The following is a 26,867-nucleotide window of genomic DNA, read 5'->3' as shown; positions in this document are numbered from 1 at the left end:
AATGGACATGCGCCTCCACCCCGCACTGGCCGAGAGTTGAAACCACCAAACTCGAACCGATCACCGATCCTTTTATTCCGAGTAAGGGAGTCATGCTTCGATCGCTCGTATCACTCTACTAAAAGAGCCCAAGCGTGACACCGCCGTAAATTGCCCGTCCGTATCCAGCGAAGAAAATCTGTTGGCCTGCAGCCGCGGCATGATTTTCACCACCGATGACCTGTCCAGAGGCGGCATATTTCGTATCGGCTACGTTATCGACTTCGATAAACACTTTCGCGAATCGGAACCATGACGATTTTGGAATTTCGATATTCTTGTACACATTGACGTTCCCGATCACATAGGAGGGAAATCCAAACGTATTACTGTTATTCAAGAAATAGCTGTTGGAATAGTTGCCTTCGATCCACGCGCCCAACCCCGCCGGCGCATGGTAGTACTCCAGCTTGCCGTTCAAGATGTCGGTCGGCACATTCGGCACATGTTTTCCATCACGGACCAGGAATCCGGCAGCCGTCCGATCCGAGAAATTAATGTACTCCGAGTCGATATGTGTATAGGCGCCGGAGACCCGCAGCCCCGTCACCGGCCGCCAATCGGCGAAGACTTCGACTCCGCGGTACCGGGAAGAGTCGGCATTCACTGAAGCCGTGTTATTCCCGGAAATAACCTGCGTAATGATTTCGTCTTTATAAAAGGTGTAAAACGCAGCGACATGGACCAACAACGTCGGATGCAGCTTCATCTCCGTGCCGATTTCCAAGTTCAGGTTTTTCTGTGGCTTCAAGCTAAAGTTGGTGCCAGGTTGCCCTGTGATGGGATCACGCAGCAGGGCAGCGAATTGTGGGATGCCGTACCCGGTCGACGCCCTGATCCAATAGCGGTAGTCAGGTGACGGTTTCCAGGTGATTGACCCTTCTGGTGCCCAGTTGGAAAAGGTGCGGTTCGCGCTCGAGCGTGAAGCCAACGCACCGGTCGCATCGTAGTTCGTGGCATGCACGCTGAGGCGAGACTGTTCAAACCCGAGCCCAACCGCCAAGATCCAGTTCGGCAAGAATTCCAATTCCTCGCGGATACGGCCACCGATATTGAAAATGGACCCACGGCTGTTCTGGATCAACGTCCCTTTGGTCCCAAAGCTATCCGCCAGATTCTGGAAGGAGTTGCCCTTCTGCTCCATTTGATTGACGAAGAAACCCACATAGCTCCGCAAAGGCAAGGCCCCCAACTTACCGTCATGACGTAAATCGGCATAGCTCTTGTAGTTGGGGTTCGTGTTCTCGCTCACTTGCGAAAATGACTGCTGGATATCCTTGACGTCGTAATCCGCCTCGACGGTCAAGACGGTATTCGCATCGATCTGCCGCTCGTAGATTCCGCCGACAATCGTGCGCCGATCGACCCGACTTTGATTGAGCAAAAGCGCATTGGCGCAGCCGCCGCTGAACGTTCCAGGCGTACACGTTGTCTGAGCACCGCCGGCCTGCCGCTCATCGGAAAAAAACTGATTCTGCGTGAGTCTCGTCGGTACTTTCGTGTTGAGCCAATTGGTGATGGCCTTGAAGTAGAAATTCTGCCGGTCATCGATCTTGTAGCGAACATTGAAGTTGAGTGTTTGGGTGCTGAAATTGCTGTGCCTGATATAGCCGTCTTCCGATGAATGACTCCCGAACATGGCGATATCGAACTTCTCCGTTTCCTGACCGATGGCAACCCCGTACTTCTGATATCCATAGGACCCGCCCGAAAAGAAGGTCTCCAGCCCGCGAATGTCGCTGCCTCGCCTGGTGCGGAAGTGGACCATCCCACCCAACGCATAATTGTCGTACAGGGAGGAGGACGCGCCTCGAATCACTTCCACGCTTCGCATGAACCACGGATCATGAATGTCGAGCCGCGAAAGGCCGTCGGATTGGGTCTGGATGAATCCGTCTTCGTAGACCTTGATATCCCGAATAGCAAAGGTCGTCTTGGCGCCCTGCCCACGGATCATCATGCTGAAGTCGCGAGGCCCGTTGGCCTGCCGCAGCACCACACCGGGAAGTGATTCCATGGATTCCTTCATGGTTCTGGACGGCTGCGACTCTGTTTCAGAAGGAAGCGTCGCGGAAAGCGAGACACCTTCCGGTCTCTTCTGTAGACGCTTGCTGACGATGCTCATATCAGACAGATCGAAATCCGGTTGTGTTTCAGTGGGAGTGACCATTTCGGCCTCTGCGGAAGGCGACTCGACCTTCTTCTCCTTGATGATGGGTTGGCGCTCCGCTTCCGGTTTCGTCGAATCTTTTTTCTGCTGTAACTCGTCCAATTCCTGCAGAATGGTCTTGAGCTGATCGCGCAGCTCTCTCTCACGCGGCAAGGCGGACGGATCGGCAGAAGGCGCTTCTTGCGCGATTCCTTCGCCTCCGACTGCCAACAACGCGACTAAACCAACTGCCATCGTATATCCCACTCGAAACGCTCGTACCCCTCCAAACATGATTGCTCACTCCCTCCATGTGGTTGAAAGAAACCGGTCGACGCGGAACCCCCATAAGGATCCCCGTCCATAACCCGACAAACACGATGTGAATCTAGAAGATGATTAGCGAGGCGGCGCGCGAGAACGAGAAACCGTGCTAACGAGACGGGCTTGGGGGGGTGCGCTCACCAGCCGCTGCATCGTCACGAAGATAATGCTGACGAGGGCTGGTGCGGTGGCATGAATGCCGACCGTTGGATTTACCTGACAGGCCCAGGCACAAAACATGGAGTGGCCGGCATGAGAAGAACCGTGGTGAGCATGATCCGCCTTGTCTCTCGGCATGAAGAGACAGCCTGCCGCCCCTACTGCAAGCACGCTGTAGAGCAGGACCATCCCGACAACCAGTGGTGCGAACCAACGCTTCATGGCATGCCTTCAAGGACATGCCGCACCAGCGCGGCTGACTCTTCACTATCCCAGGCTCGAGGTCCGACGGCACGACCAATAGCTCGACCGTCTTGTGTAATGAGGACGGTCGTCGGCAAACCCCGCACCATGAAGGACCTCGAAACGTCTTCATGCTGATCGAACAGCACGGGCAGTCGGATGCCCAGATGATCGAGAAACTGCTTGATCCCTAAGGGATGCATGTCCGTGGTAATCGTCACGACCTGAAACTGCGTGGGATCGAACTGTGACTGGAGTTTGGCAAGCGAGGGCATTTCCTCTTTACAAGGCCCGCACCACGTCGCCCAGAAGTTCAGGAGTACGACCTTCCCTGCCAGTTCTTTGGAGTGGACCGTTCCGCCATCGAGCCCCTGGAGGTCGAACGCTGCGATCGGTGCACCAGCCGTGATTCGTGTGACACGCAGCGCGGCAAAGGGATCGCTCGCTGCGGTAGCAGCATGTAGCGAAGCGCCGGCGTCAAGAGTCAGCAGACACCCGGAAAGAAATAGACCACTCAGCAAATCGCGTGTTTTACGGTCCATGATCTCCGGTCTTTTCCGCCGTCACGTTGACCAGTGGAAACTGCATGGTTTGGAGAACCAGCCGGTGTGCCGGCATGGCATGTTCCTTCCACCCCATCACCACCGTTCCAGACTGATTGACTGCCACTGTCGGCGTCTGTCCATTTTTCTCGTTCAGCTTGATCGGCGCATTGAACGACCGACCACGATCGAGAGAAAAGCTGGCCACGACCTCCCGGCGAACAGGTGACTGTTCTTCCCAGACCACGGCAATCCGTCCTGCCGGATCGACCGCCATCTGCGGATGGTCGGGGAAAGTCCCCTTGGAACGATTGAGCTGTTGCTTGTTTGAAAACGTTTTGCCCTGATCGTCGGAATAGGCCAGGTAGATCGCAGGCATCTCATCGGCGCCCTCGGTGTACCACACCACATAGAGCCGCCCTTGTCGATCAACCGCGAGGGAGGCCGGACGATGGGGGCAGGCCGGATAGACCCACCGATCATTGCCGACCACAACCGACGAAGAAAATGTTTCACCGCCGTCAGTCGATCGCGAGACGACAGTCTCACGAATATTGCCCTCGAAAATCTTTCGCCACGCGACGTAGGCCACTCCATCGGTAGATGTCGCAACTGTCGTCCTGCAGCAGACGCAGGTCTCGTCGTCGATCTTAAGGTTCTTCGCGATCGTGCGACCCTGATCCGTCGATCTCGCCACGAATGTTCCTGGTTCCTTTTTCCCTTCGCGGCCGTCGATCCAAGCCATGTGCACAACCCCATCCGGGGCGACATGAATCGAATCGAACGTGTGCTGAATGACTTGACCGTCGTCGTTCACGAGCACTGATGGTACGAACGTCCGCCCTCCATCGGTGGATCGGCTGAGCCGCAGCTCTCCGGCAAACGGCTTCTCCGGCGTGATCTTCGGATGCGTCTGCGACCAGGTCACAAACACGTCATTCCCGCGAATAGCTACAGCTGGAGATTCTTGCCGATAATAGACATACTCGGTTGGCTGGTTGACGGGGACTGGAGTTCCAAGGGGACCACCTGGCTTGTCCGATTTCGCAAACAAGATCGTGCGGGTTTCCTTCTCTTCCTCCACCCAGGCAGCTGAGATAAATCCTTGGTTATCGATCTGAACCGACGGGCCGACCACGCTCTTCACTTGGTGGACGGTCATGCTCTTAGGCCCCAGCCGGATGGCTGGCTCGGACGTCTCAGCCCACGCCGGTATCGCGACAAGCGATGGCAGCATCACAAGGAGTGCCGCAGCGAATCTCTTCATCAATCCCCCTTCATGATCGTGAATCTGTTCGAGTCCTTGATGACCATCAAATTCACCCACGCTCAGTTGGCTAAACTATAGACAATCGGAAGGCTCACAACGATTTGCGGCTTGCCGATGGCATGTTTCATGTGAAGTGGACAGGCGAGTCTCACCGCCTCCATCGCCGCTGCATCGAGCGCGCTGTATCCCGAGCTTTTCAGGACAAAGACGTCTGCCAAGTGGCCATCAGCACGGATGACCGCCTTCAGAATCACCTTCCCCTCTTGACTATTCATGCGGGCCGAATTCGGATAGCGTTTGAGTTCCGCCACCCGCCGCCAGAGCGACTCGGCCAGCCACTGATGATCGATTTTAGCTTCAGCACTCGGTCCAGCAGCCCTGGTCACCTGCACCGGAGCGGCATCCACAGAACTATCCTGAGACGAAGCGAGTGCGGGAGCCTCTTGAGTAACAGGAGCTTCGGGAGAGGATGGAGGAGCTGCTGCAACCGACTCTTGCTGAACAGGAGGGGACTCGACCGGTTCGAGAGAAGCAACCACGGCAACCGGCTCGGACTTTGGCTCAGCGACTTCGGCGATCGATTGCTCAACCGGCTCTTCATGTACCTGAGGACGCTCCACCTTCTGTTCAATTGGTCGGACTGTTTCAATCGTCGGTCGCGGTGGCTCCGCAGCTTGTGCCGTCGCTCGTATTGGTTGGAGTATCTTCGGTACCGGAGGGGTCGCCTTTGCAGTCGGTTGGGGGGGAGGCACGACCGATTCAACGTGTTCTGTCCTGGGATTAGGCGTCGTTGCCTCTACCAAGGCCACGTCCCACTGGAAGACCTCCTCAGATAAGAGGGGCTTGACCTGCGTTGCAAACATCACCGCCAACCCAACCGCGAAGCCGTGCAACGTCAGCGAGATGCCCCAGGCTGGGAAAAAGAACCGATTGTCATCGACCGAGATCATGTCGTATGTCCTTCCGCCACTTCATAGACCACCACAAACATCAAGGTGCGAGACGATACTAACGCGTCACGCAGGATACTCAAAAAGCACGTCCGGCAAGGCCGCAGCGAGCAAAGAGGCGAGACGTACGCTTCGGTACGTTGAGCCTCTGAGCGATGCGAGAACGCCGCTGGCGGACTTTTTCAGCATCCTGCTGAGAAAGTGCGGGGCGGAGGCCAAGGGAGGTGCGCCTCCGTCCCACGCTGATCCGAGCCGGAGGGCAGCCTGCTCGGACAAGACACTCTTCTTGCAATCAATCACCTACCCATGGATGGGCAGCCGTGAACCCGCTCATCATCACGATGACAAGCAACAATCCCCAAACTATGGCAGGTCGTCTTACGTTCATCGTCATGCCGTCTGGTTAGTGCAGAGAGGCCGCCTTCATCGCTTCCGGTTTCTGAATCCGTGCCACCGCGTCGAGAATCACCTGCTCAGTCAGCAGACCGCCCTTGATATATTCTTGAACAACGCCCTTTTCGTCGATAAACACGCTGACCGGCAATCCGAAGACTCCGAACTGGTTCGCGACTTTGTTGTCTCGATCCATCAACACCGGGAACGTATGCCCGTGTTGCTTGATGTGCTCTCGTACATTAGCCTCGTCTTCCAGTTCGTTGACTGCCAGCACCACGAAGCCCTTCTCACGAAGCTTGTCATACGTGGCCTGCATCGCGGGCATCTCCGTCGTGCAGGGCTTGCACCAGGTCGCCCAGAAATTCACAAGCACGACCTTGCCGCGATACTGGCTGAGACTCTGCGGCTTGCCTTCTAAGTCAACCAAACGAAAATCTTCGGCAGCCGTCCCGACCGTAGGGACCCGGGACCCCATCGCCCAGACCAGACCACTGCTGACCACAAGTGTGACGCTGAGGGCGAGCAACCAAAGCTTGGATGGATGGTGCGTTCTCATCATTGTCGTCTCCTTACCCACCGTCATGAATTCGTGATGAACTACTTTCCGTCAACCGGAATGACTTGCTCACACTAAAATAGGTTGTCAATAATCTGAGTGAGTTCCCTGCGAAAGACCATGTAAGAGACCTGCACCAACAATAATAGCGAGAATATGGAACGCATGACTGCCATGATGCCCAGGGCTCCCTTTCCCAGGAACAACATCGAATCGCCTACAGAGCGAGGAACCGCCGCGTGGTCTCTTATGACCCAATTAGCCCTGACAAACGCGACGAAGGCTTATTTATGAGGAGATGGACGGAGGAGCGCGGCTGGAACAGATGCGGGGGGGTTCGGAAAAAGAGTCGATGGAATGAACGATCGAAACAAGCGCGATGGGGTTACGCTCGGCATGAATCACGACAACTTCAGTGTCGAGGACCGTACCAGCGGCACACATCCAGGAACAGAGCAACGTCCCATGTGTCGCCGCTTGATGCTGCGCATGGTGCCCGGCATGTTCCGCAGATTGCGCTTGAGCCAATCCACCTATCGCGAGGACACAGAGCACAAGAGACATCGACAGGAATTTTCGGAATGTGTGACCCATGCTATTAAGGCACTTCCTGAGTAGGACTATATTGACCTAGACATACCTACTGGTGCTATAGATGGAACAGTTCGCAAATAGTAGGCGACCAGAACAACACCTGTCAAGCCACCGAAGAGAGATGCTGCCAGAGGATCAGGTAGGATTCACTGAAAAGATGCTGTATACTGCCTCGGCTATTTAAGGCACCGACACGTATACATCTAGAACGACTTTCATCTCACTACATCATTCTCTATTACCCCTATGGTTACGAAAGTACTCAATCTGATTTTCGGCAGCAAAAACGATCGTGAAATCAAAGCTCTACGACCAATCGTGGAGCAGATCAACGGCCTAGAGGCCAGTCTCACTCCACTCTCTGATGAGGCTTTGGCTGACAAGACTCAGGACTTCAAGAAGCGGCTTGCGGCCGGTCAGACATTGGACGATATCCTCCCCGAAGCCTTTGCCGTCTGTCGGGAAATGTCCCGGCGCAAGCTCAACATGCGGCATTTCGATGTCCAGCTGATCGGCGGCATGATTCTCAACCGCGGCCGGATCGCCGAAATGAAAACGGGCGAAGGGAAAACGCTCGTTGCAACATTAGCGATCTATCTGAACGCATTAGAGGGCAAAGGCGCCTATCTGGTCACCGTGAACGATTATCTCGCCAGACGTGACGCACAATGGATGGCTCAGCTCTATCATGCATTGGGGCTGTCCACCGGAATCATTCAGCACGACGCGTCATTCATCTATGACCCAACATTTGATGCATCCGATAAACGGCTGCAACATCTTCGACCATGCACCAGACCGGAAGCCTATCGCGCCGACATCACCTACGGAACGAACAACGAGTACGGATTCGACTACCTCCGCGATAACCTGGTGGTCAACGATTTGCGTCAATGTGTCCAGCGCGAGTTGAACTTCGCCATCGTCGACGAAGTCGACAGCATTTTGATCGACGAAGCGCGGACGCCGTTGATCATCTCGGGCCCGACCGACCAGACCACCGACCTCTATTACCGAATCAACGCGATTATTCCACAACTCAAAGCCGAAACAGACTACACCATCGAAGAAAAGACCAAGACCGCTTCGCTGACGGAAGACGGCAATGTGCGCGTCGAAAAACTACTCGGCGTGGATAATCTGTACGACCCAGCCCACATGGACATGGTTCACCATGTAGTGAAAGCGTTACAAGCCTACACGCTCTATAAGCGAGACGTGGACTACGTTGTGAAGGACGGCGAAGTCATTATCGTGGATGAGTTTACCGGGCGCTTGATGCCGGGCCGCCGGTGGAGCGATGGGCTGCATCAGGCCGTCGAGGCCAAAGAAGGCGTGAAGATCGCCAATGAGAATCAGACGCTTGCATCCGTGACCTTCCAGAATTATTTCCGCATGTACAAGAAGCTCAGCGGCATGACCGGCACCGCGGATACGGAAGCGGCTGAGTTCGCCAAGATCTACAACCTCGACGTCAACGTTGTCCCCACCAACCGCCAAATGATTCGGCAAGATTATGCCGATGTGGTGTATCGGACGGAGAAAGAAAAATTCGCCGCGATTGTCGAAGAGATCAAAGACTGTCAGGAGCGTGGCCAGCCGGTGCTCGTTGGGACCATTTCCATTGAGAAATCTGAAAAAATTTCTGGCCTACTGAGCCGCAATGGTGTGAAACATAACGTCCTCAACGCGAAGCAGCATGAGCGAGAAGCCGAAATCGTCGCGCAAGCCGGGCGCAAAGGCGCGGTGACGATCGCCACCAACATGGCCGGACGCGGAACCGATATTCTGTTGGGCGGCAATCCTGATTTCATGTACAAGCAAGTCCTCTATCGAGAAGAGAACATCCCCGAGAGCCGCAAGCTCGAAATCTATGAAGGCATCCGGTCCGACTGTGAGAAGGATAAGCAGGATGTCATCGCGGCTGGCGGGCTTCACATCCTCGGCACCGAACGGCACGAGAGCCGCCGGATCGACAATCAGCTTCGTGGACGGGCCGGTCGCCAGGGTGATCCAGGTACCTCTCGATTTTACCTGTCGTTGGAAGACGACCTGATGCGCATCTTCGCCTCCGAACGAGTGTCTCAGTTGATGCTCAAGCTCGGGATGGAAGAAGGAGTGCCCATCGAACACGGTATGGTAACCCGCGCCATCGCGAATGCGCAGAAGAAGGTCGAAGCCCATAACTTCGAAATCCGCAAGCAGCTCCTCGAATACGATGATGTCATGAACAAGCAGCGTGAGGTGATCTATCGCCATCGCCGCGCCGTGCTGAGCGGAGAGAACTTGACCACCGATCTGCATGACATGATGGGAAGCTCGGTGGAATCGTCTCTTAGCGTGTATTGCCCCCCTGATCAATACCCGGAAGAGTGGGACGTCAAAGGTTTGACCGAAGTCATGCATGGCCAGTTCGGCCTGGATATCACACAGGGCAAGCATGACAGTGGAGACTCCCTCCGGGATGTCGGGCGTGATGCCTTACTGGAAGACCTTCGCACCCAGGTTCGGGACGCCTATGCCAAGAAGGAGCAAGAGCTGGGACCTGACCTGATGCGCTTTCTTGAGAAGACATTCATGCTCCAGGTCATCGATCATCATTGGAAGGACCATCTGTTAGGGATGGACCACTTACGAGACGGCATCGGCCTTCGTGGCTACGGACAGAAAGATCCATTAGTTGAGTATAAGCGTGAGGGGTTCGATCTGTTCGCCGGCATGATGGACCGGGTTAAATCCGACACCCTTGATCGGCTCTTCCATGTGCAGGCCGTCCGCCATGAAGGCGAACAGCCGGCTTCTCCGCCACAACCGATCATGTCGCATCCACAACCCAAACTCATCTTGAATCGCGGCGATGAACCGATCACGACACAGGCCCCCGCCCAGAGGACAGAAAACAAGGTTGGCCGCAATGATCCCTGCCCCTGTGGCAGCGGCAAGAAATATAAAAAGTGCCACGGAACGTGAAGAAGGGATCGGCCGTGAGCGCCTGGGTCTTCTGCCCCCGTATCCCGTATAATGTGCTCTCTCGCCTACGGCAACTGAAACTATTAGCAAGCCATCACAGCACCCACAATCGCACGTAATCTTGTATCCATTCCCACATCACGGCATCGCCTCATTCCCCCTGACTCTGCCTTGACTTAACGCACTTCCGAAGGCTACTCTACGGCCCCTTCGACACTACGCGATGGGCTGACGTTGCCCATAGGCTAGGGGTGTTGCTTTTTTCATCTAGGCTGGTGAATTTGGAGCTTTCCGTGAGCACAGGGCACCCGGAACTTGTTGCTACTATTGCCTCTGAGATCGCTACGTCAGGCCCGATCCCGTTCGCACGTTTCATGGAGTTAGCGCTGTACCACCCACAATTTGGCTATTACATGCGTAGTACTCCACCAGCCCACGAACGGATCGGTTGGCGAGGTGATTTTTACACAAGCTCAGATGTCCATCCCATCCTTGGGCACGCTCTGGCCGCACAAGCCGAACAAATGTACCGATTACTCGGCCAACCCCCTTCCTTTACCATCGTTGAAATGGGGCCTGGCAAAGGCCTATTGGCGAAACATATTCTGGAAACGTGCGCGCATCGCTACTGTTCGTTTTTTCAGCGTCTTCGGTATGTCCTGATCGACCGAAGCCCGGCCATGCGCGAGATGCAGCGCAGGAACCTAGCTCCTTGGCTGGATCGAGCAGCTCTCCTGACATGGGCAGAGGATCTTCCGACTGTGGCTCCTCATGGTCTGACTGGGTTAATCTTGAGTAATGAGCTCGTCGATTCGTTTTCCGTCCACCGCGTCCAGGTCACAGCAGAAGGAATCAAGGAACGCTGGGTGGACTATCGAGATGGACAGTTCATTGAATGTCTCAAGCCGCTGTCCTCCGATGCCCTCGCCGTGCACCTAGACCGGTTGAGTCCTGAGTGGCCGGAAGGCTATCGAACCGAGATCAATCTCCAAGCCCTGGATTGGATGAAGCAAGTCGCTCAACATCTGGATCGTGGCTTTGTGCTCACCATCGATTATGGCCACACGGCACAGGACCTCTATCGGTCCGACCGAAAAGGTGGGACATTTCTCTGCTACTCACAGCAATCCGTCAATGAAGATCCGTTCCTCCGGGTGGGAGATCAAGATATGACCGCCCATGTGGATTTTTCGTGCTTGGCGGCAACCGGCGAAGAACAGGGACTCCAGACGACCGGCTTCACGAACCAGATGAGTTTTCTCATGGGACTCGGTGTCGAACAGATGATTGCGAAGTTGGAACAGGACAGCCCGGAGTTCAACGCAGCGATTCATCTGCTTAGGCCAAACGGGATGGGCACGACCTTCAAGGTGCTCATCCAGCACAAAGGCCTCGCGCGCCCTGAACTCGACGGTTTGCAGTACAAGCCATTCTTTGGTTCAGCACTGGCAACGCAATCTGCTGCCTGAGGAACTACATATGACGGCATCACTAACCTTCCGCAAGGTGTTCTGAGGTCTGAATGGGCGACACAGCCGTCCCAGATAACTATGTCCCGATCCTCATGTTCATCGGCGTGGGCATCGCCTTGGGGACACTGACGCTCTTGCTCGGCTGGTTCGTCCGTCCAAATCAGCCCTATCGGGCAAAGTTGGCCCCCTACGAGAGCGGGAGCCCGCTGTTTCAGGACGCCCGTGTCCAGTTTCCGATGCGGTATTACGTCATCGCGATGCTGTTTGTGATCTTCGATATTGAAATTGTCTTTATGTTTCCTTGGGCCATTGCCTTCACCAGTCTCGGACTGGTTGGATTAGTGGAGATGATCCTGTTCATCGCCATTCTGGTGGTGGGATTCTGGTACGCATGGAAAAAAGGGGCGTTGGAGTGGGATTGAAGGGAAGCTGGGCCTCCCCTCCATCTGAGAAAGGGCGTTAGAACACGTGAGTCTGTTGGAGCGCCAGTTTGACGCGAACATCATAACAACGAATCTGGACGCGGTCGTCAACTGGGCCCGAAAGTCCGCGCTCTGGCCCATGACCTTCGGACTGGCCTGCTGCGCCATCGAGATGATCGCGAGCGTCTCTTCCCGATACGACCTGGACCGCTTCGGCGCCGGAGTCTTTCGCGCCTCGCCCAGGCAATCGGATCTCATGATCGTCGCGGGAACGGTCTCACGCAAAATGGCCCCGGTCATTCGACGGATTTACGACCAGATGCCTGAACCCCGATACGTCATCTGCATGGGCTCGTGCGCGACCTCGGGCAATCATTACAACAGCTACGCGGTCGTGCAGGGTGTGGATCAAATTATACCGGTCGACGTCTATGTACCCGGGTGTCCACCGAGACCAGAGGCCTTGCTGGACGGACTATTAAAGTTACAGGAGAAGATTCAGCGCGAGAAAGTCTTCGTGAAGTAACTGACAAGCTGGCAGGTACTATACTCGCGCCTGTCAGCTCTCCGATGTGTCAGCTTGTCAGCGGCAGCAAGAACTTATGCAATCCCTCATTGAAACCTTACTCAAGAAGTTCCCGGAAGGGGTCCTTTCCGTCGATGTCGACACGGCCCGATCGGAAGTGACCGTCCATGTCGCTGCATCAAGGATCTTGGAGATCGCCCGGTTTTTGCACGACGACCCCGAGGCGTGCTTTGACCACATCACCGATATCTGCTCCGCTGACTATCCATCCGATCAACAGCGGTTTGAAGTCATCTATCTCTTGTTATCTCTCCCGCACGGCAAACGAATTCGCCTAAAAGCACGGATCACTGAAGACAACCCGTCACTAGATTCCGTGACAAGTGTCTGGCAAGGCGCGACGTTCTTGGAACGGGAAGTGTACGACATGATGGGAATTCGGTTTACAGGCCACCCGGACCTGCGCCGCATCCTTCTGCCGGAAGACTATGCGGAAGGCTATCCGTTACGAAAGGATTTCCCGACGGAAGGCCGCGGCTGGCGCAGCCAGTTCGACTTTATCCCTCGCCTGGATGAGCCGCCGGTGGAGCAGGTCGAAAGTGAAGTGTCCGAAGCCGACAGGAAGGTATTCCTGTTGGAGCCGAACGGCTCTTCGTCAAACCGGCGGGAAGAACTGTTGTTGAACATGGGCCCGCAACATCCAAGCACGCATGGGGTTGTGCGGGTTGTCCTGGAGCTGGATGGAGAACGGATCGTCAAGGCGACACCGGATCTCGGCTATCTCCATCGGGGAGTGGAAAAACTGGCCGAAGGTCTGGCCTACATGCAGATCATCCCTCATACCGACCGCCTCGACTATGTCTGCGCGATGGCGAATAACTACGCCTATGTCCGGGCCGTTGAGAAACTCCTCGATATCACCGTGCCTGAACGAGCGGAGTATATCCGCACCCTTGTCGCGGAGATGCAGCGCATTTTGGGACATCTGTTCTGGTTGGGCGCCCAGGCCTTGGATATCGGAGCCATGACGGTCTTCTTCTGGACATTTCGCGAGCGGGAAACCTTGCTCGACATGTTCGAACGGCTGTGTGGTGCCAGGCTGACGTTGAATTATTATCGGATCGGCGGCGTAGATAGCGACTTCACTCCGGAATTAGTGGCCCGCCTGAAGGAGTTCTTGGAGACCTTCCCCCAGAAGGTGGATGAGTACGATTCCCTGCTCGCGAGCAATCGGATTTGGCTGGGACGAACCAAGCATATCGCCGTCATCTCTGGAGAGGATGCCATCAATTTCGGCATGACCGGCCCGACCTTGCGGGGATCCGGCGTGTCCTACGATGTACGTAAACTCGAGCCCTACGGGGTCTACCATAAGGTGGACTGGGACGTGCCGGTGGGGAAAAATGGCGACACCTACGATCGCTATTGGATTCGTGTCGAAGAGATGCGCCAGAGCGCGCGGATCATCTCGCAATGTCTCGACCAGATGCCGCCTGGACCCATCATCGCCGATATACCGCAATACATTCCGCCGCCGAAGCTGCAAGTGATGCGTGACATGGAAAGCTTGATTCACCATTTCGTCATCTTCACGCAAGGGTTTAAGCCCCCGAAGGGGGAAACGTATTGTGCGACCGAAGCGCCTAAGGGGGAATTGGGGTTTTTCATCATCAGTGACGGGAGCCCCCGCCCCTACCGGCTGAAAATACGGTCTCCTTCTTTTATTCACCTGGGTGCATTCGACCATATGGCGCGTGGCTATTTGATTTCCGACATCATCACGATTTTCGGGACCTATGATGTGGTCATGGGGGAATGTGATCGGTGAGACATGAGTGGCTGATATCCGGAGCTTGTCAGCTTGCCCCTTGCGCACGTATCAGTACCAGGACTGTGGCAGCATGACGTTCTTAGAAAAATATAAAGACGAAATCGCGGACATCCTGTCACGCTATCCGGTTAGGCGCTCCGCGTTAATCCCACTCCTCTACGTCGCCCAGCGTGATCAGGGCTATGTGACCGAGTCGGCGATGCAGGAGATCGCCCATCTTCTCAGACTGACGCCTCCCCAAGTCTATGAGACGATCACCTTTTACACGATGTTTAATCTGAAACCGGCGGGCACGTTCCATATTCAAGTGTGCAAATCCCTCATGTGCGCCCTCGTCGGTTCAGACACCGTGATCGAATGGATCAAGACGAAGTTGGGCATTGGGCCGGGGGAATCGACCGCGGATGGCCTGTTTAGTCTCAGCGTGGTGGAGTGTTTGGCGGCTTGCGGGACCGGCCCTATGATGCAAATCAACGAGGACTATTACGAGCAATTGACCGAAAACAAACTGGACCGGATTTTGACCGATCTCCGATCCACTGGAACCAGCCCGCTGAAAAGCGGGCCGTTCATGTGGCCAGAACCGGTAAAGACGTAAGTAGTGAGACGTTGGGGAAGCGGGCACGCCCCTGTTTATTGTACGTTTAGCGTGTAACGATCCTATGCCGAAACACGAACTCATTCTTCTGAAAAATATGATGCAACCCGGCTATACCGGGTCTCTGGCGGACTATGAAAAAACGGGCGGCTATCAAGCCTTGCGCAATACCCTCGGAAAGATCGCCCCAGCAGACGTCACAGCCATCGTCCGAAAATCAGGCCTGCGCGGTCGAGGCGGCGCAGGATTCCCGACCGGCGTGAAGTGGGGATTCCTCCCGAAAGATTATCAAGGACCCCGCTACCTGTGCTGCAACGCCGACGAGAGCGAGCCGGGCACGTTTAAGGACCGGCAACTCATGGAACGGGACCCCCATCAAGTCTTAGAAGGCATCGTGTTGGCCTGCTACGCCATCGGCTCAGAAACCGCCTATATCTACATTCGTGGCGAAATGGTTCTCGGCTCAAAGATTTTGGAGCATGCCATCGGTGAAGCACGAGCCGCCGGTTATATCGGCAAGAATGTTTTAGGCTCCGGCATCAATGTCGACGTGTGGGTGCATCGCGGAGCAGGCGCCTACATCTGCGGTGAAGAAACCGCCCTATTGGAATCGCTTGAAGGCAAACGTGGCCTTCCTCGCATTAAGCCACCGTTTCCCGCCACGCATGGGCTCTATAACAAGCCGACTGTCGTCAACAACGTCGAGACGCTGGCGAACCTCCCCCACATCATCACCCGAGGCCCCGAATGGTTTGCGGCGATCGGGTCGCCGCCGAAGAGCACCGGCACTCGAGTCTTCTGTGTGAGCGGACATGTGAAACGACCAGGCAATTACGAAGTTCCGATGGGCATGACCGTCCGAGAATTAGTGTACGAGTATGCTGGTGGCATGCGGTCGAACAAGCCCCTGAAAGCCTTTATTCCCGGTGGCGCGTCAGCGCCGTTTCTGACTCCGGCTCATCTCGACGTGAAACTAGATTTCGAACATGTCGCGGCAGCAGGATCGATGCTGGGTTCCGGTGGCGTGACCGTGATGGAAGAAGGCACCAGCATGGTCTGGGCGGCGCTTCGGCTGATGGAATTTTTCTACCATGAGTCTTGTGGGAAATGTAGCCCGTGCCGAGAAGGCAGTTCCTGGCTCGTCCAGACCATGCGCAGAATCTTTGCGAAACGTGGCCGGATGGAGGATCTTGAAACCTTGTTGGATCTATGCAAAAACATCGCAGGCCGCACGGTCTGTGCCTTCGGTGACGCAGAAGTCGCTCCGATTCAAAGCACGCTCAAGCACTGGCGTCATGAATACGTTGATCTCATCAATGAAGCAGAAGCCGCGAATTTAATCAGACCTGAACCGGTGGCAAGACGATGACGACCCCCACGGCACAGATGGTTCGCATCATGATCGACGGGATGACGGTCAACGTCCCCAAAGGCACGTTGGTGATCGAGGCCGCCCGCCGTGTCGGCGTCATGATTCCGCATTTCTGCTACCACCCGAAACTCAAGCCGGATGCCAATTGCCGCATGTGCCTGGTTGAAATTGAAAAGGTGCCCAAGTTACAAACGGCATGCAGCACGCCGGTTGATGAAGGCATGAACGTACGGACCGCCACCACGGTGGTCAACGACGCCCATAAATCAGTGCTCGAGTTCATCCTCGCCAACCATCCACTCGATTGCCCGGTCTGCGATCAGGGTGGAAAATGCGACCTCCAAGACTTTTCTCACCAGTACACCGCAACCAGTCGGTTCACGGAAACCAAGCGCGTCTTCCAAAAGGAGTATTTCAGCCCACTCATTGAAACACAGATGAATCGCTGCGTGCAGTGCCTCCGCTGCGTCCGATACTGCGATGAAGTCATGGACGTCAAAGCGCTGGCCCCGGTCGGTCGCGGCACCATGACGGAAATCAAGCACTTCGGTTTTCACCCGCTCGATTGCGAGTTCTGCGGAGGCTGCGTCCAGATCTGCCCGGTCGGAGCGATTACCAGCCGGCTGTCCATGTACGAATATCGACCCTGGATGTTGAAACGAGCCGAAACCATCTGCGGCTACTGCGGAGATGGGTGTCAAATGACCGTCCAGACGAAGGGACAGGAACTCATTGAGGTGAACTCGGCACATGGAGCGGGACGCAACAACGGTGACCTGTGTGCTCGTGGATTTTTTGGATTCCATGCGACCAGTCATCCCCAGCGGCTCACTCATCCCCTCATTCGGCGTCACGGCGCACTCGTGCAAGTCACATGGGAAGAAGCCCTGGAATATGTTGCGGATCGTGTGAACGAGATTAAAGCTGCCCATGGTGGACCGAGCTTCGGTGGGCTGATCTCAGGGCGGTGCACCAACGAGGAACTGTATCTGTTTCAGAAATTTCTCCGTATGGCGATCGGGACCAACCATATCGACAGCAGCGCGCGTTATGGCCACGTCAATGGCCTACAGGCCATGCAACTCGTGCAAGGGACGCATCGATGGACCGTCACCTTCGAGGACATCCTGGACGCGGATGTCCTCATCCTCGTCGGCACGAACATCACCGAGACCAATCCCATCACCGGTCTCAAAGTGAAAGAGGCTGTCAAGAAGCGCCAGGCGACGCTGATCACGATCGAATCACTGGAACCCGTCGTCGATACGATGAGCAATATCGCCAATCTTTCGCACCATCATTTCCGTATTCCGACCAGCGACACGCACCATGCGATCGTCGGTCTGGTGAAGGCCGTCCTCGAACAGAATTTGACACAACCTGACCTCGCGCAACGACATCCGACGTATGTCAACGCCATGACGAACGCACTACAACAGATCTCGTGGCAAGACCTCCAGGCAGCCACCGGGATCGAGCCGGATGCGTTTGTGAGGGCAGCCAAAGCGGCGGCAGGAGCGCGCCGGGTCGTGATCATGGCCGGGCAGCTCTTGTTGCGAAGCGAACAGGGCTACAGTGGGTGTTTGACCCTCCTCGATCTCCTTCTTCTGACAGGGAAGTTGGATGCGCCTGGCTGTGGATTTGCCCCGCTCGCCGAAGAAAATAACGACCAGGGCGCGATCGAAATGGGAACCGTCACCGAGCTGCTTCCCGGAGCACAGCCCATCACCAACGACACAGAGCGCGAACGGATCGCGAAACAATGGAAAGGCGAACTTCCAACTGACAAAGGAGCGTCTCTCATCGAGATGTTGGAGCGAGCCCGCGCGGGATCTCTCAAGGCCATGTTCATCGTTGGAGAGAATCCAGTCGGAAGCCTCCCTGCGGCGATCCATGCCGAGGCCTCGCTGCGCAATCTTGATCTCTTGGTATGCCAGGAGCTATTTTTAACGGAGACGGTCGCCTTGGCTCATGTCGTATTACCGGCCGCGAGTTCCCTGGAAAAACATGGAACGTTTACCAATACCGAGGGTCATGTGCAGGCTGTTCGTCCAGCGATCGAGCCCGTCGGAGACAGTCGCCCCGACTGGGAGATCTTCTCCGCGCTGTCTATCTTATTGAACTCACCCATGGAATATGCCGAGAGCAAGGAAATCCTGAAGGAAATTCGAAGCCTCATTCCTGGCTATAGCTCGCTGGGGCCCACACCGTTGCCGCCCAAAGTGGATCACTCGGCCGTGGACCGCTATCTCACCGATGGCTATCAGCGTGACCTCGCATCGAGGTATCACCCAATCTCACGCGCGTCCAGGCCGGATGGAACCGTACGACTAGAATTGGCACAGAGTCTCTTCCATTCTGGAAAATTATCCACACGATCAAAGGGATTGTTACAAGTCGAAGGAAGTGGTCGGCTCCGTATCAGTCCATCTGACGCCGCACGCTTTGCCTTGTCAGATGGCGATCGTGTCCGCCTCTCCAGCACCTCCGGGGAAATGACAACCGAGGTCAAAATTATGGAACGGGTCCCACAAGGAACGGCCTGGTTCCCGTCTCACTTTGGGCAAGCGGCCGTCCAACTATTTGAATGTGCTATCGATCCGATCACCCATGTGCCGTCGTTCCGGACGGCGACGGTGTCCATGATGAAGGTGGCGTGATGAGGCTCGTTCAACGCGGATCACTGTGCTAATCGAGGAGTCCTATCGTGACTGAATTCGGATTGCGTCTCGCTATCTCCCTGACCCAGATCGCCGCAGTCATGGGCATCGTGGTTATCACGGTCCTCATCCTCACCCTTGCAGAACGAAAAGTCCTCGGCTGGATGCAGGACCGCATGGGTCCGATGGAAGTGGGGCCCTACGGCATTCTCCAACCCCTTGCGGATGCCATCAAGCTCTTCTTCAAGGAAGACATTATCCCTGCCGGGGCCAACAAGTTTCTGTTCACCATGGCCCCAATCCTCTGTTTAATTCCTTCATTCATCGGATTTGCGGTCATTCCGTGGGGTCCCAATCAGACATTTGAGGTCGGCGGCATCACCGTACGACCGTTTGTCATCAGCGACATCAATATTGGCGTTCTGTACATCTTGGCCTTCGCGTCGCTCGGGGCCTACGGCATCATCCTGGGGGGATGGTCGTCCAACAGTAAATACTCCTTACTCGGTGGGCTACGGTCGGCGGCGCAGATCATCAGTTACGAGCTCAATGTGGGACTGTCCATTGTCGGCGTGTTGATTCTGGGCGGTTCACTCAGCCTGGTGTCAATCACCGATGCCCAGGCCGGAGGATTTTGGCATTGGTATCTCTTCGCATTACCGGCCCCTCAAATTTTCGCGTTTGTCATCTATGTGATCTCAGCGGTAGCGGAAACCAACCGGGTCCCGTTCGATCTGCCGGAAGCGGAGAGCGAGCTTGTCGCTGGTTTCTTTACCGAGTACAGCGGCTTGCGATTCGCCTTCTTCTTCCTCGCCGAATACGCCAATATGGTCCTGGTCTCGTGTGTCGCTGCCGCACTATTTCTCGGTGGCTGGAATGCGCCCTATCCCGGAACGATTATGGGGTTCATCGGCCTGCCGTCCCTGGCCTGGGTCGAGAACACCATGTGGTTTGCGGTCAAGACCTACTCGCTTTTATTTCTCTTCTTTTGGCTGAGAGCCACGTTGCCGAGATTGCGATACGATCAGCTGATGAGGTTCGGCTGGAAAGTGCTGTTGCCCATAGCGTTAGGGAACATCGTCGTGACGGCTATTGCCGTATTTATCTACCAACAGATGAAGTAGTGCACGAGACCGATATGGCATCGACCACACGCACCAAACGTCTGAGCCTATCTGCATGGCTCAAAACCATCACCTTCTATGAGATCCTCGTCGGCATGAAAGCAACGCTCTCTCACCTATTAAATTACCGTCCGGTCACGCTGCAATATCCTCATGAGAAGCGCACGCTGCCGGACAACTATCGAGGCATGCTCGCGCTGCTCCGATATGATGATGGGACCGAGAAGTGCGTGGGATGCGACCTCTGTGAAGCCGCCTGTCCGTCTCGCGTCATCCGGGTCGTCAGCGCCGAAGTGCCGGGTGAACCGACGAAGCGATACTCAAAAGAATATTACATGGACATGACTCGCTGCCTGTTCTGCGGGATGTGCGTGGACGCCTGTCCCGTCGATGCGCTGGGTATGACGAGAGAATTTGAATGGGCAGTCTACGACAAGCGCCAGCTGCACCTGAATAAACAACAATTGCTCGCGATCGGCGACCGTTCGTTCCCAGTCCAAGAGAAACGTCTGGAGCTGCAACATCCAAACGTCGCGTTCTTCAACGTGGCATTCAAGCACGTGCCACCAAAACCGGACTGACTCTTAAAGAGTGCTCATTAGACGAGTAATAACTGCATCACCGTTGCGTTAGGCCGGCCCAGGTCGGCCGCTAACCCAGGAATCATCCATGTCGCAGCTGTTTTTTGGATACTTCGCCGGAATGATCGCCATCACCGCCATTCTCGTGGTGGTGTTCAGAAATCCTGTCTACAGTGCGCTTTCACTCTTGGTCATGTTTTTCCATGTCGCGGGACTCTTCATCACACTCCATGCCGAATTTCTCGCGGCCGTGCAGATCATCGTCTATGCCGGGGCCATTCTCGTGCTGTATCTGTTCGTCGTCATGATACTCAATGTCACGCAAGACGACCGCTACCACAGCCAATGGCGGATTGCAGGAGTGGTCTGCATTCCATTGTTCATTGAGTCCATGTTGCTTCTCTCCGGAGGGGCCGGCGCACTCAACACGGGGAGTCCATCGCTCCAGTTCGGGCCGCATGAGGCTATCGCCGCCAATAATACGTTGGCCATCGGCAAAACACTTTTTTCAACCTATTTATTCCCGTTCGAGGTGGCCTCCTTGGTACTCCTTGTGGCAATGATCGGCGCCATCGTCCTCGCCAAGCGCGATATCGGCGAACACGACGCATAACACATGACACAAACGGGCAGGTGACGAATGACCATTCCCATCTCGTACTACCTTATCTTGAGTGCCATCGTCTTCTTAACAGGCGTGATGGGTGTGCTCATCCGGCGCAATATCATTGCCATTCTGCTGTCGGTGGAACTGATGCTGAACGCCACCAACATTAACTTCGTCGCGTTCTCCGAACATCTGCAGGATCTTGGTGGTCAAGTGTTCGTCTTTTTTGCCTTAACGGTGGCCGCAGCGGAGGTTGCCGTCGGACTCGCGATTATCATCGCCCTGCACCGATCGAGATCCACGATCAATGTTGAAGAGTTCAACCTGCTCAAATGGTAAAAGAAGTCACGAGTCAGTCGTCATGGATGAAAAACCATGACGCTCACCCTGATTGTCCACGTGACCGACTGACCAATGACGATTGACCATTTATGATCTACGCGCTTATCCCACTCCTTCCGCTGACCGCCTTTTTGATCCTTGGCTTGGCTGGCCGGCACATCAACGCCCGAGCTCACCTTGTTGCGGTCCCGGCGGTCCTGTTGTCGCTCGCCTTGTCGGTGGGAACCTTTGTAGAAGTGGCTTCTGGCTCTGTCATTTCGTTTCCGCTCTATACCTGGTTGACATCTGGAACTCTGGACATTCACATCGGTCTGCATATCGACAGACTCACCGCCGTGATGCTCCTACTGGTCACCGGTGTGAGTTCGCTTGTACACGTCTATACCATCGGGTACATGCATGGTGATCCAGGCTATGCCCGTTTCTTCGGCTACATCGCCTTGTTCACCTTCTCCATGTTGATGTTGGTGCTGGCCGACAACTTATTACAGCTCTTCGTGTTCTGGGAAGCCGTCGGACTCTGCTCTTATCTGTTGATCGGGCACTGGTACGAGCGTGCGTCTGCTTGTGCCGCCGCCACCAAGGCCTTTCTGGTCAATCGTGTAGGAGACTTCGGATTCATGCTGGGCCTGCTGCTCGTCTGGTACAGCTTTGGATCGCTGAACTACCTTGACATCTTTCCTGCCCTCCATGAGGCGACTGATGTGACGATGAACCTCCTCGGCCCTTTCGGTGGAACATGGGAGGTGTCGGTCTTCACGCTCATCGCACTTTTGCTCTTCACTGGTGCGGTCGGTAAATCTGCCCAAGTTCCGCTCCACGTCTGGCTGCCTGATGCGATGGAGGGACCGACGCCGATTTCGGCCCTCATTCACGCCGCCACGATGGTCACCGCCGGCGTCTTCATGGTGGCGCGTCTTGCCCCGATCTACAACCTGTCACCAACCGCGATGAGCGTGGTCGCGATGACCGGCGCCGCGACAATGCTCCTCGGCGCCACAATCGCGTTGACTCAGACCGACATCAAACGGGTCGTCGCGTATTCGACGGTCAGTCAGCTCGGGTACATGATCATGGCGTGCGGACTCGGCGCCTATGCGTCCGGCATGTATCACTTATTGACGCACGGCGCGTTCAAGGCCTTGCTGTTTTTAGGCTGCGGCTCTGTGATTATTGCCCTGCACCATGAACAAGATATGAGGCACATGGGCGGTCTCAAAGACAAGTTACCGATTACCTACTGGACATTTGTAGTGGGCTCACTGGCGCTTGCTGGTTTTCCTCTGACCGCTGGCTTCTTCAGTAAGGATGACATTCTCGTGTCTGCCTGGTCGTCCGGCGACCTTGGCCGGGCACTGACGCTCCTGGGTCTGCTGACGGCGCTCCTGACCGCCTTCTATAGCTTCCGGCTCGTATTCGTGACCTTCTGGGGAACGTCTCATGTTGATCCGCACCATGCGGAGCACCTCCACGAGCCCTCACGGACAATCACGACACCGCTCATCATTCTCGCAGTTTTCAGTATTCTGACTGGTTATCTCGGCATCCCATCTTTCCTAGAACCCATTTTTTCAACCGGGGGTGAACCCGCCGTCCCGCATGGCTCAGATGGGCTCATGATTATGGCCGCGGCGACAGCGATGGGTCTGATCGGCATGGCCGCCGCCTATTATATGTATGTACTCAACCCGGATCTTCCGGAACGCTTGGCGCGACAATGGGGCAGTCTCTATCGGGGCTCGTTGAATAAATGGTATGTCGATGAGGCCTACGATCGCCTATTCGTACGACCAACTCTCGCAGCAGCGTCCAAACTCTGGAAGCATGTTGATGTCCACGTGATCGATGGAACCGTCAACGGTATCGCACGCGCCATCACCTGGGGGGGATGGCTGTTACGACTGGTCCAGAGTGGGCAGACCCAGCACTATGCCTTGGCGATGGCGGTGGGGATCGTCGTGTTAACGGCGTATCTCCTTCTTTGAAACACCACGGATACGTAGCGAGATTGATGTTGCAATGACTGATTTCACACATTGTCGTTTGTGTTTAGCATCACTGATGCAGGAGTCCAGATGACCGGCTTTCCGTGGCTCACAGTACTGGTCGTCCTCCCGCTGGCCGGGGCCACTGCTGTCTTCGCGGCGAACGAGCGCTCCATCAAGGTGACGGCTCTCGCTGTAGCCGTAGCCAACCTCCTGATCTCACTCCCGCTCTGGTGGTTGTTCGATGCGTCGTCCGGTGAGATGCAGTTCATGGAATCGGCGCGGTGGATCCCGTCGCTGTCCATCAATTATCGGCTTGGACTTGATGGAATCAGCCTCCCGCTCGTTCTCATGACGACGGTTCTGATGCCGCTCTGCATCCTGATCTCATGGCATTCCATCGAGATCAGAATGCGGAGTTTCCTGGCCATGCTGCTCATTATGGAAAGCGCCATGATCGGCGTGTTCACCGCGCTAGATTTCGTGCTGTTCTATATCTTTTGGGAAGCGATGCTGATTCCGATGTACCTGTTGATCGGGATCTGGGGTGGGCCGAATCGGCTCTACGCCGCGATCAAATTCTTGCTCTATACGCTCGCCGGCAGTGTCTTGCTACTAGTCGCGATCTTGGTGCTGTATTTCCAGGGCGGCCAGACGTTCGACATTCTTCAATTGAGTCAAGGCACCTATTCCCATTCGTTGCAATTCTGGCTCTTCCTTGCGTTCTTCGCCGCATTCGCCGTCAAAGTTCCCATGTTCCCCTTCCATACCTGGCTGCCTGATGCGCACGTGGAAGCACCCACAGCCGGCAGCGTCATACTCGCCAGCGTACTGCTCAAGATGGGCACCTATGGGTTTCTCCGTTTCAGCCTGCCGATGTTGCCTGACGCCTCTCAAGCATTTACGCCAGTGATGGTGGCGCTCTCCATTGTCGCCATCATCTATGGGGCCTACATGGCACTCGCTCAGTCTGACCTAAAAAAACTCATCGCCTATTCGAGTGTGAGCCACATGGGATTTGTCACACTCGGCCTCTTTATGTTTAATATTCAAGGAATCGAAGGCGCCGTCATGCAGATGGTGAACCACGGCATCACCACTGGTGGACTCTTTCTCTGCGTTGGAATGATTTACGAACGCACCCATAGCCGACAGATCGCTGACAATACTGGGCTCACCAAGCCGATGCCACGGTATGCGACCTTCCTCGTCATTTTTTCATTGTCTTCATTGGGGCTGCCCGGCACAAACAGTTTTGTCGGGGAGTTTATGATTCTTGCAGGTGCCTTCCTCTGGAGCAAGATCGCCACGGCCTTTGCGTTGTTGGGAATTATCCTGGCGGCAGCCTACTTGCTCTGGATGGTCCAGCGTGTCGCCTTCGGCGTCCCCGATCCGCATATCCTCCCGAAGCTTCGCGATGTGAACCTGCGTGAGATGATCACCGTGGTGCCGCTTGTCGTCTTGATCTTCGTGATCGGGATCTTCCCGAACCCCATCCTGACTCGCATGCATCCCAGCGTAGAGAAAGTCATCGCGCGCGTCTTCCCGCCAGCTGCTGAACACGCGTCGGTCATACCTAGGATGACCCCATTCACTCCATCTGTGGAACGGATCACCGCACCGACTGGACCGACGTTCAGTCAAGAAACGCAGACCGCATCTGAGGGCCGACCATGATGCCCTTCTCGTCGGCAGACCTCTTCCTCATCCTACCGGAGTTGCTGATCGTCACGGCAGCCTGCATCGTGTTCGTGCTCGATCCGGTGCTGCGGACATCCGACAAAGACGGCTTGGTCTGGCTGAGCCTGGGAACACTGGCCGTCTGCATGGGGTTGACGGCGTCCCAGATACAGGCTCCCGCCACAATCTTTAGTGGACTCGTCGTCATCGATGCGTACGGAGCCTTCTGGAAACTGCTCCTCTACTTCGTCACCGGCCTGACCATTCTCCTCTCTCATTCCTACTTGAAGGAAGAGCGGCTGTATTTCGGCGAATATTACGGCTTCGTCTTACTCTCCCTCTTAGGGATGATGGTCATGGTCTCGTCATCCGATTTATTGACACTCTATCTGGGCACTGAACTGATGTCCCTCTCGCTATACGTCATGGCGGGCCTGAAGCGATCGGAGCCTCGCTCCTTGGAAGCCTCGGCCAAGTACTTCGTGTTGGGAGCATTTTCATCGGGCATCCTCCTCTACGGCATCTCGCTCCTCTATGGAGCGACCGGAAGCACCAGACTTCCGGAGATCGCCGCAGCGATCTCCGGTCGTAACCTGGACGATCCGCTCTTATTGTTTGCCACGATCCTGCTCACGGTCGGATTCGGGTTCAAACTTGCCGTCGTGCCGTTTCATATGTGGACGCCGGATGTCTACCAAGGCGCACCGACCTCCGTCACCGCTTTCATGGCGGTTGCCGCCAAAGCTGCAAGCTTCGGCGCATTCCTCAGAGTGTTCATTGAAGGGCTCGGTGGCCTGAAAGCCAACTGGTCTGCGATGTTCCTCATCCTGTGCCTCGCCACCCTGATCTTGGGAAATGTCCTCGCATTGGTGCAGACGAATGTGAAACGCATGCTGGCCTACTCAAGCATTGCCCATGCCGGCTACGCATTGATCGGCGTGGTGGCAACGGGACACATGGGAAACTCGTCCGGTATCGCCAGCGTGCTGCTCTATCTCTCGCTCTACGCATTCATGACGTTCGGCGCGTTCGCCATCGTCGCCATGCTTCGCAAGGGCGGGATCGAAGGAGACAACATCGAAGATTTCACCGGCCTTGCCAAACGGCATCCTGTGGCTGCACTGCTCATGTTGATCTTTATGGTCTCGCTGGCAGGCATTCCTCCGACCGCAGGATTTATTGGAAAACTGTATGTCTTCATGTCGGCGGTGGAAGCCGGCCTGCCCTGGCTGGCTGCCGTGGCGCTCATCTTTGCCGTCATCTCAGCCTATTACTACCTCAGGCTGGTGATGGTCATGTACATGCGCGAGCCGAGTGACCTGTCGAGCACCAGTCCTCGGATGGTCATGTCACCGAGTCTCTCCATCGTGTTGGCCTGCGCGGTGGCCGGGGTGGTGATCTTTGGGATCTATCCCAACCCACTCGTGAACTTCGCCATACAAGCGGTATCGGCGCTCAAGTAAGGTCGTCGTAGT

At 55.6% G+C, this 26,867-nt stretch carries 22 protein-coding genes; 16 read left to right on the top strand and 6 right to left on the bottom strand.

Annotated features, from left to right (window positions below):
* Positions 1–118: 118 nt before the first annotated feature.
* The 6 genes from E8D52_09040 to E8D52_09015 all read right to left on the bottom strand — a co-directional run bounded on the left by E8D52_09040 (position 119) and on the right by E8D52_09015 (position 6,655).
* On the bottom strand, positions 119–2,482 hold the full coding sequence (locus E8D52_09040; protein TKB69106.1) for a TonB-dependent receptor: 2,364 nt from the start codon (positions 2,480–2,482) through the stop codon (positions 119–121).
* Positions 2,483–2,587: 105 nt separating this feature from the next.
* Positions 2,588–2,893 (bottom strand): hypothetical protein, encoded by a 306-nt coding sequence (locus E8D52_09035; GenBank protein ID TKB69105.1) that lies wholly within the window; start codon positions 2,891–2,893, stop codon positions 2,588–2,590.
* Positions 2,890–3,456, bottom strand: coding sequence for a TlpA family protein disulfide reductase (locus E8D52_09030; protein TKB69104.1), 567 nt, complete (start codon positions 3,454–3,456; stop codon positions 2,890–2,892). Before E8D52_09030 ends, E8D52_09035 begins: the two co-directional genes overlap by 4 nt.
* On the bottom strand, positions 3,446–4,723 hold the full coding sequence (locus tag E8D52_09025; GenBank protein TKB69103.1) for an exo-alpha-sialidase: 1,278 nt from the start codon (positions 4,721–4,723) through the stop codon (positions 3,446–3,448). Before E8D52_09025 ends, E8D52_09030 begins: the two co-directional genes overlap by 11 nt.
* Positions 4,724–4,785: 62 nt before the next feature.
* Positions 4,786–5,676 (bottom strand): energy transducer TonB, encoded by an 891-nt coding sequence (locus tag E8D52_09020; GenBank protein TKB69102.1) that lies wholly within the window; start codon positions 5,674–5,676, stop codon positions 4,786–4,788.
* A gap of 403 nt (positions 5,677–6,079) precedes the next feature.
* Positions 6,080–6,655 carry a TlpA family protein disulfide reductase gene (locus E8D52_09015; protein TKB69101.1) on the bottom strand — a complete coding sequence of 192 codons (576 nt, stop codon included), beginning with the start codon at positions 6,653–6,655 and terminating at the stop codon, positions 6,080–6,082.
* A gap of 330 nt (positions 6,656–6,985) precedes the next feature.
* Here E8D52_09015 and E8D52_09010 point away from each other — a divergent pair, with 330 nt between their 5' ends.
* The 16 genes from E8D52_09010 (at position 6,986) to E8D52_08935 (ending at position 26,855) form a co-directional block, all read left to right on the top strand.
* Positions 6,986–7,246 (top strand): hypothetical protein, encoded by a 261-nt coding sequence (locus E8D52_09010; protein TKB69100.1) that lies wholly within the window; start codon positions 6,986–6,988, stop codon positions 7,244–7,246.
* Positions 7,247–7,468: 222 nt separating this feature from the next.
* A complete protein-coding gene (gene secA / locus E8D52_09005; protein TKB69099.1) occupies positions 7,469–10,192 on the top strand; it encodes a preprotein translocase subunit SecA in 2,724 nt (907 codons plus the stop codon).
* 293 nt (positions 10,193–10,485) lie between these two features.
* Complete coding sequence (locus tag E8D52_09000; GenBank protein ID TKB69098.1) at positions 10,486–11,661, top strand: class I SAM-dependent methyltransferase; 1,176 nt, start codon at positions 10,486–10,488, stop codon at positions 11,659–11,661.
* Between the two features lie 53 nt (positions 11,662–11,714).
* The gene (locus E8D52_08995; protein TKB69097.1) at positions 11,715–12,086 is read left to right on the top strand and encodes an NADH-quinone oxidoreductase subunit A; all 372 of its coding nucleotides are present in this window, start codon (positions 11,715–11,717) and stop codon (positions 12,084–12,086) included.
* Positions 12,087–12,132: 46 nt separating this feature from the next.
* Positions 12,133–12,612: an NADH-quinone oxidoreductase subunit B gene (locus E8D52_08990; GenBank protein TKB69096.1), complete on the top strand. Its 480-nt coding sequence runs from the start codon at positions 12,133–12,135 to the stop codon at positions 12,610–12,612.
* A 76-nt stretch (positions 12,613–12,688) separates the two neighbouring features.
* Positions 12,689–14,440, top strand: coding sequence for an NADH dehydrogenase (quinone) subunit D (nuoD, locus tag E8D52_08985; protein TKB69095.1), 1,752 nt, complete (start codon positions 12,689–12,691; stop codon positions 14,438–14,440).
* A gap of 73 nt (positions 14,441–14,513) precedes the next feature.
* Positions 14,514–15,041 (top strand): NAD(P)H-dependent oxidoreductase subunit E, encoded by a 528-nt coding sequence (locus tag E8D52_08980; protein TKB69094.1) that lies wholly within the window; start codon positions 14,514–14,516, stop codon positions 15,039–15,041.
* 64 nt (positions 15,042–15,105) lie between these two features.
* Positions 15,106–16,410 (top strand): NADH-quinone oxidoreductase subunit NuoF, encoded by a 1,305-nt coding sequence (gene nuoF, locus E8D52_08975; protein ID TKB69093.1) that lies wholly within the window; start codon positions 15,106–15,108, stop codon positions 16,408–16,410.
* Complete coding sequence (gene nuoG / locus E8D52_08970; GenBank protein ID TKB69092.1) at positions 16,407–19,073, top strand: NADH-quinone oxidoreductase subunit NuoG; 2,667 nt, start codon at positions 16,407–16,409, stop codon at positions 19,071–19,073. The genes nuoF and nuoG overlap by 4 nt, the downstream gene beginning before the upstream one ends.
* Before the next feature lie 47 nt (positions 19,074–19,120).
* A complete protein-coding gene (gene nuoH / locus E8D52_08965; protein ID TKB69091.1) occupies positions 19,121–20,197 on the top strand; it encodes an NADH-quinone oxidoreductase subunit NuoH in 1,077 nt (358 codons plus the stop codon).
* A 14-nt stretch (positions 20,198–20,211) separates the two neighbouring features.
* Positions 20,212–20,778 (top strand): NADH-quinone oxidoreductase subunit NuoI, encoded by a 567-nt coding sequence (gene nuoI / locus E8D52_08960; GenBank protein ID TKB69090.1) that lies wholly within the window; start codon positions 20,212–20,214, stop codon positions 20,776–20,778.
* 88 nt (positions 20,779–20,866) lie between these two features.
* Positions 20,867–21,391, top strand: coding sequence for an NADH-quinone oxidoreductase subunit J (locus E8D52_08955; protein TKB69089.1), 525 nt, complete (start codon positions 20,867–20,869; stop codon positions 21,389–21,391).
* A 27-nt stretch (positions 21,392–21,418) separates the two neighbouring features.
* Positions 21,419–21,724: an NADH-quinone oxidoreductase subunit NuoK gene (gene nuoK / locus E8D52_08950; GenBank protein TKB69088.1), complete on the top strand. Its 306-nt coding sequence runs from the start codon at positions 21,419–21,421 to the stop codon at positions 21,722–21,724.
* A gap of 92 nt (positions 21,725–21,816) precedes the next feature.
* Positions 21,817–23,712 carry an NADH-quinone oxidoreductase subunit L gene (gene nuoL / locus E8D52_08945; protein ID TKB69087.1) on the top strand — a complete coding sequence of 632 codons (1,896 nt, stop codon included), beginning with the start codon at positions 21,817–21,819 and terminating at the stop codon, positions 23,710–23,712.
* A 90-nt stretch (positions 23,713–23,802) separates the two neighbouring features.
* Positions 23,803–25,389, top strand: coding sequence for an NADH-quinone oxidoreductase subunit M (locus E8D52_08940; GenBank protein ID TKB69086.1), 1,587 nt, complete (start codon positions 23,803–23,805; stop codon positions 25,387–25,389).
* A complete protein-coding gene (locus E8D52_08935) occupies positions 25,389–26,855 on the top strand; it encodes an NADH-quinone oxidoreductase subunit N (protein ID TKB69457.1) in 1,467 nt (488 codons plus the stop codon). Before E8D52_08940 ends, E8D52_08935 begins: the two co-directional genes overlap by 1 nt.
* The last annotated feature ends 12 nt before the right edge of the window (positions 26,856–26,867 follow it).

Source organism: Nitrospira sp. (assembly GCA_005116745.1).
GTDB lineage: Bacteria > Nitrospirota > Nitrospiria > Nitrospirales > Nitrospiraceae > Nitrospira_D.
Note: the sequence above shows the minus strand (reverse complement) of the source record. Positions and strands in the feature narration are given on the sequence as shown.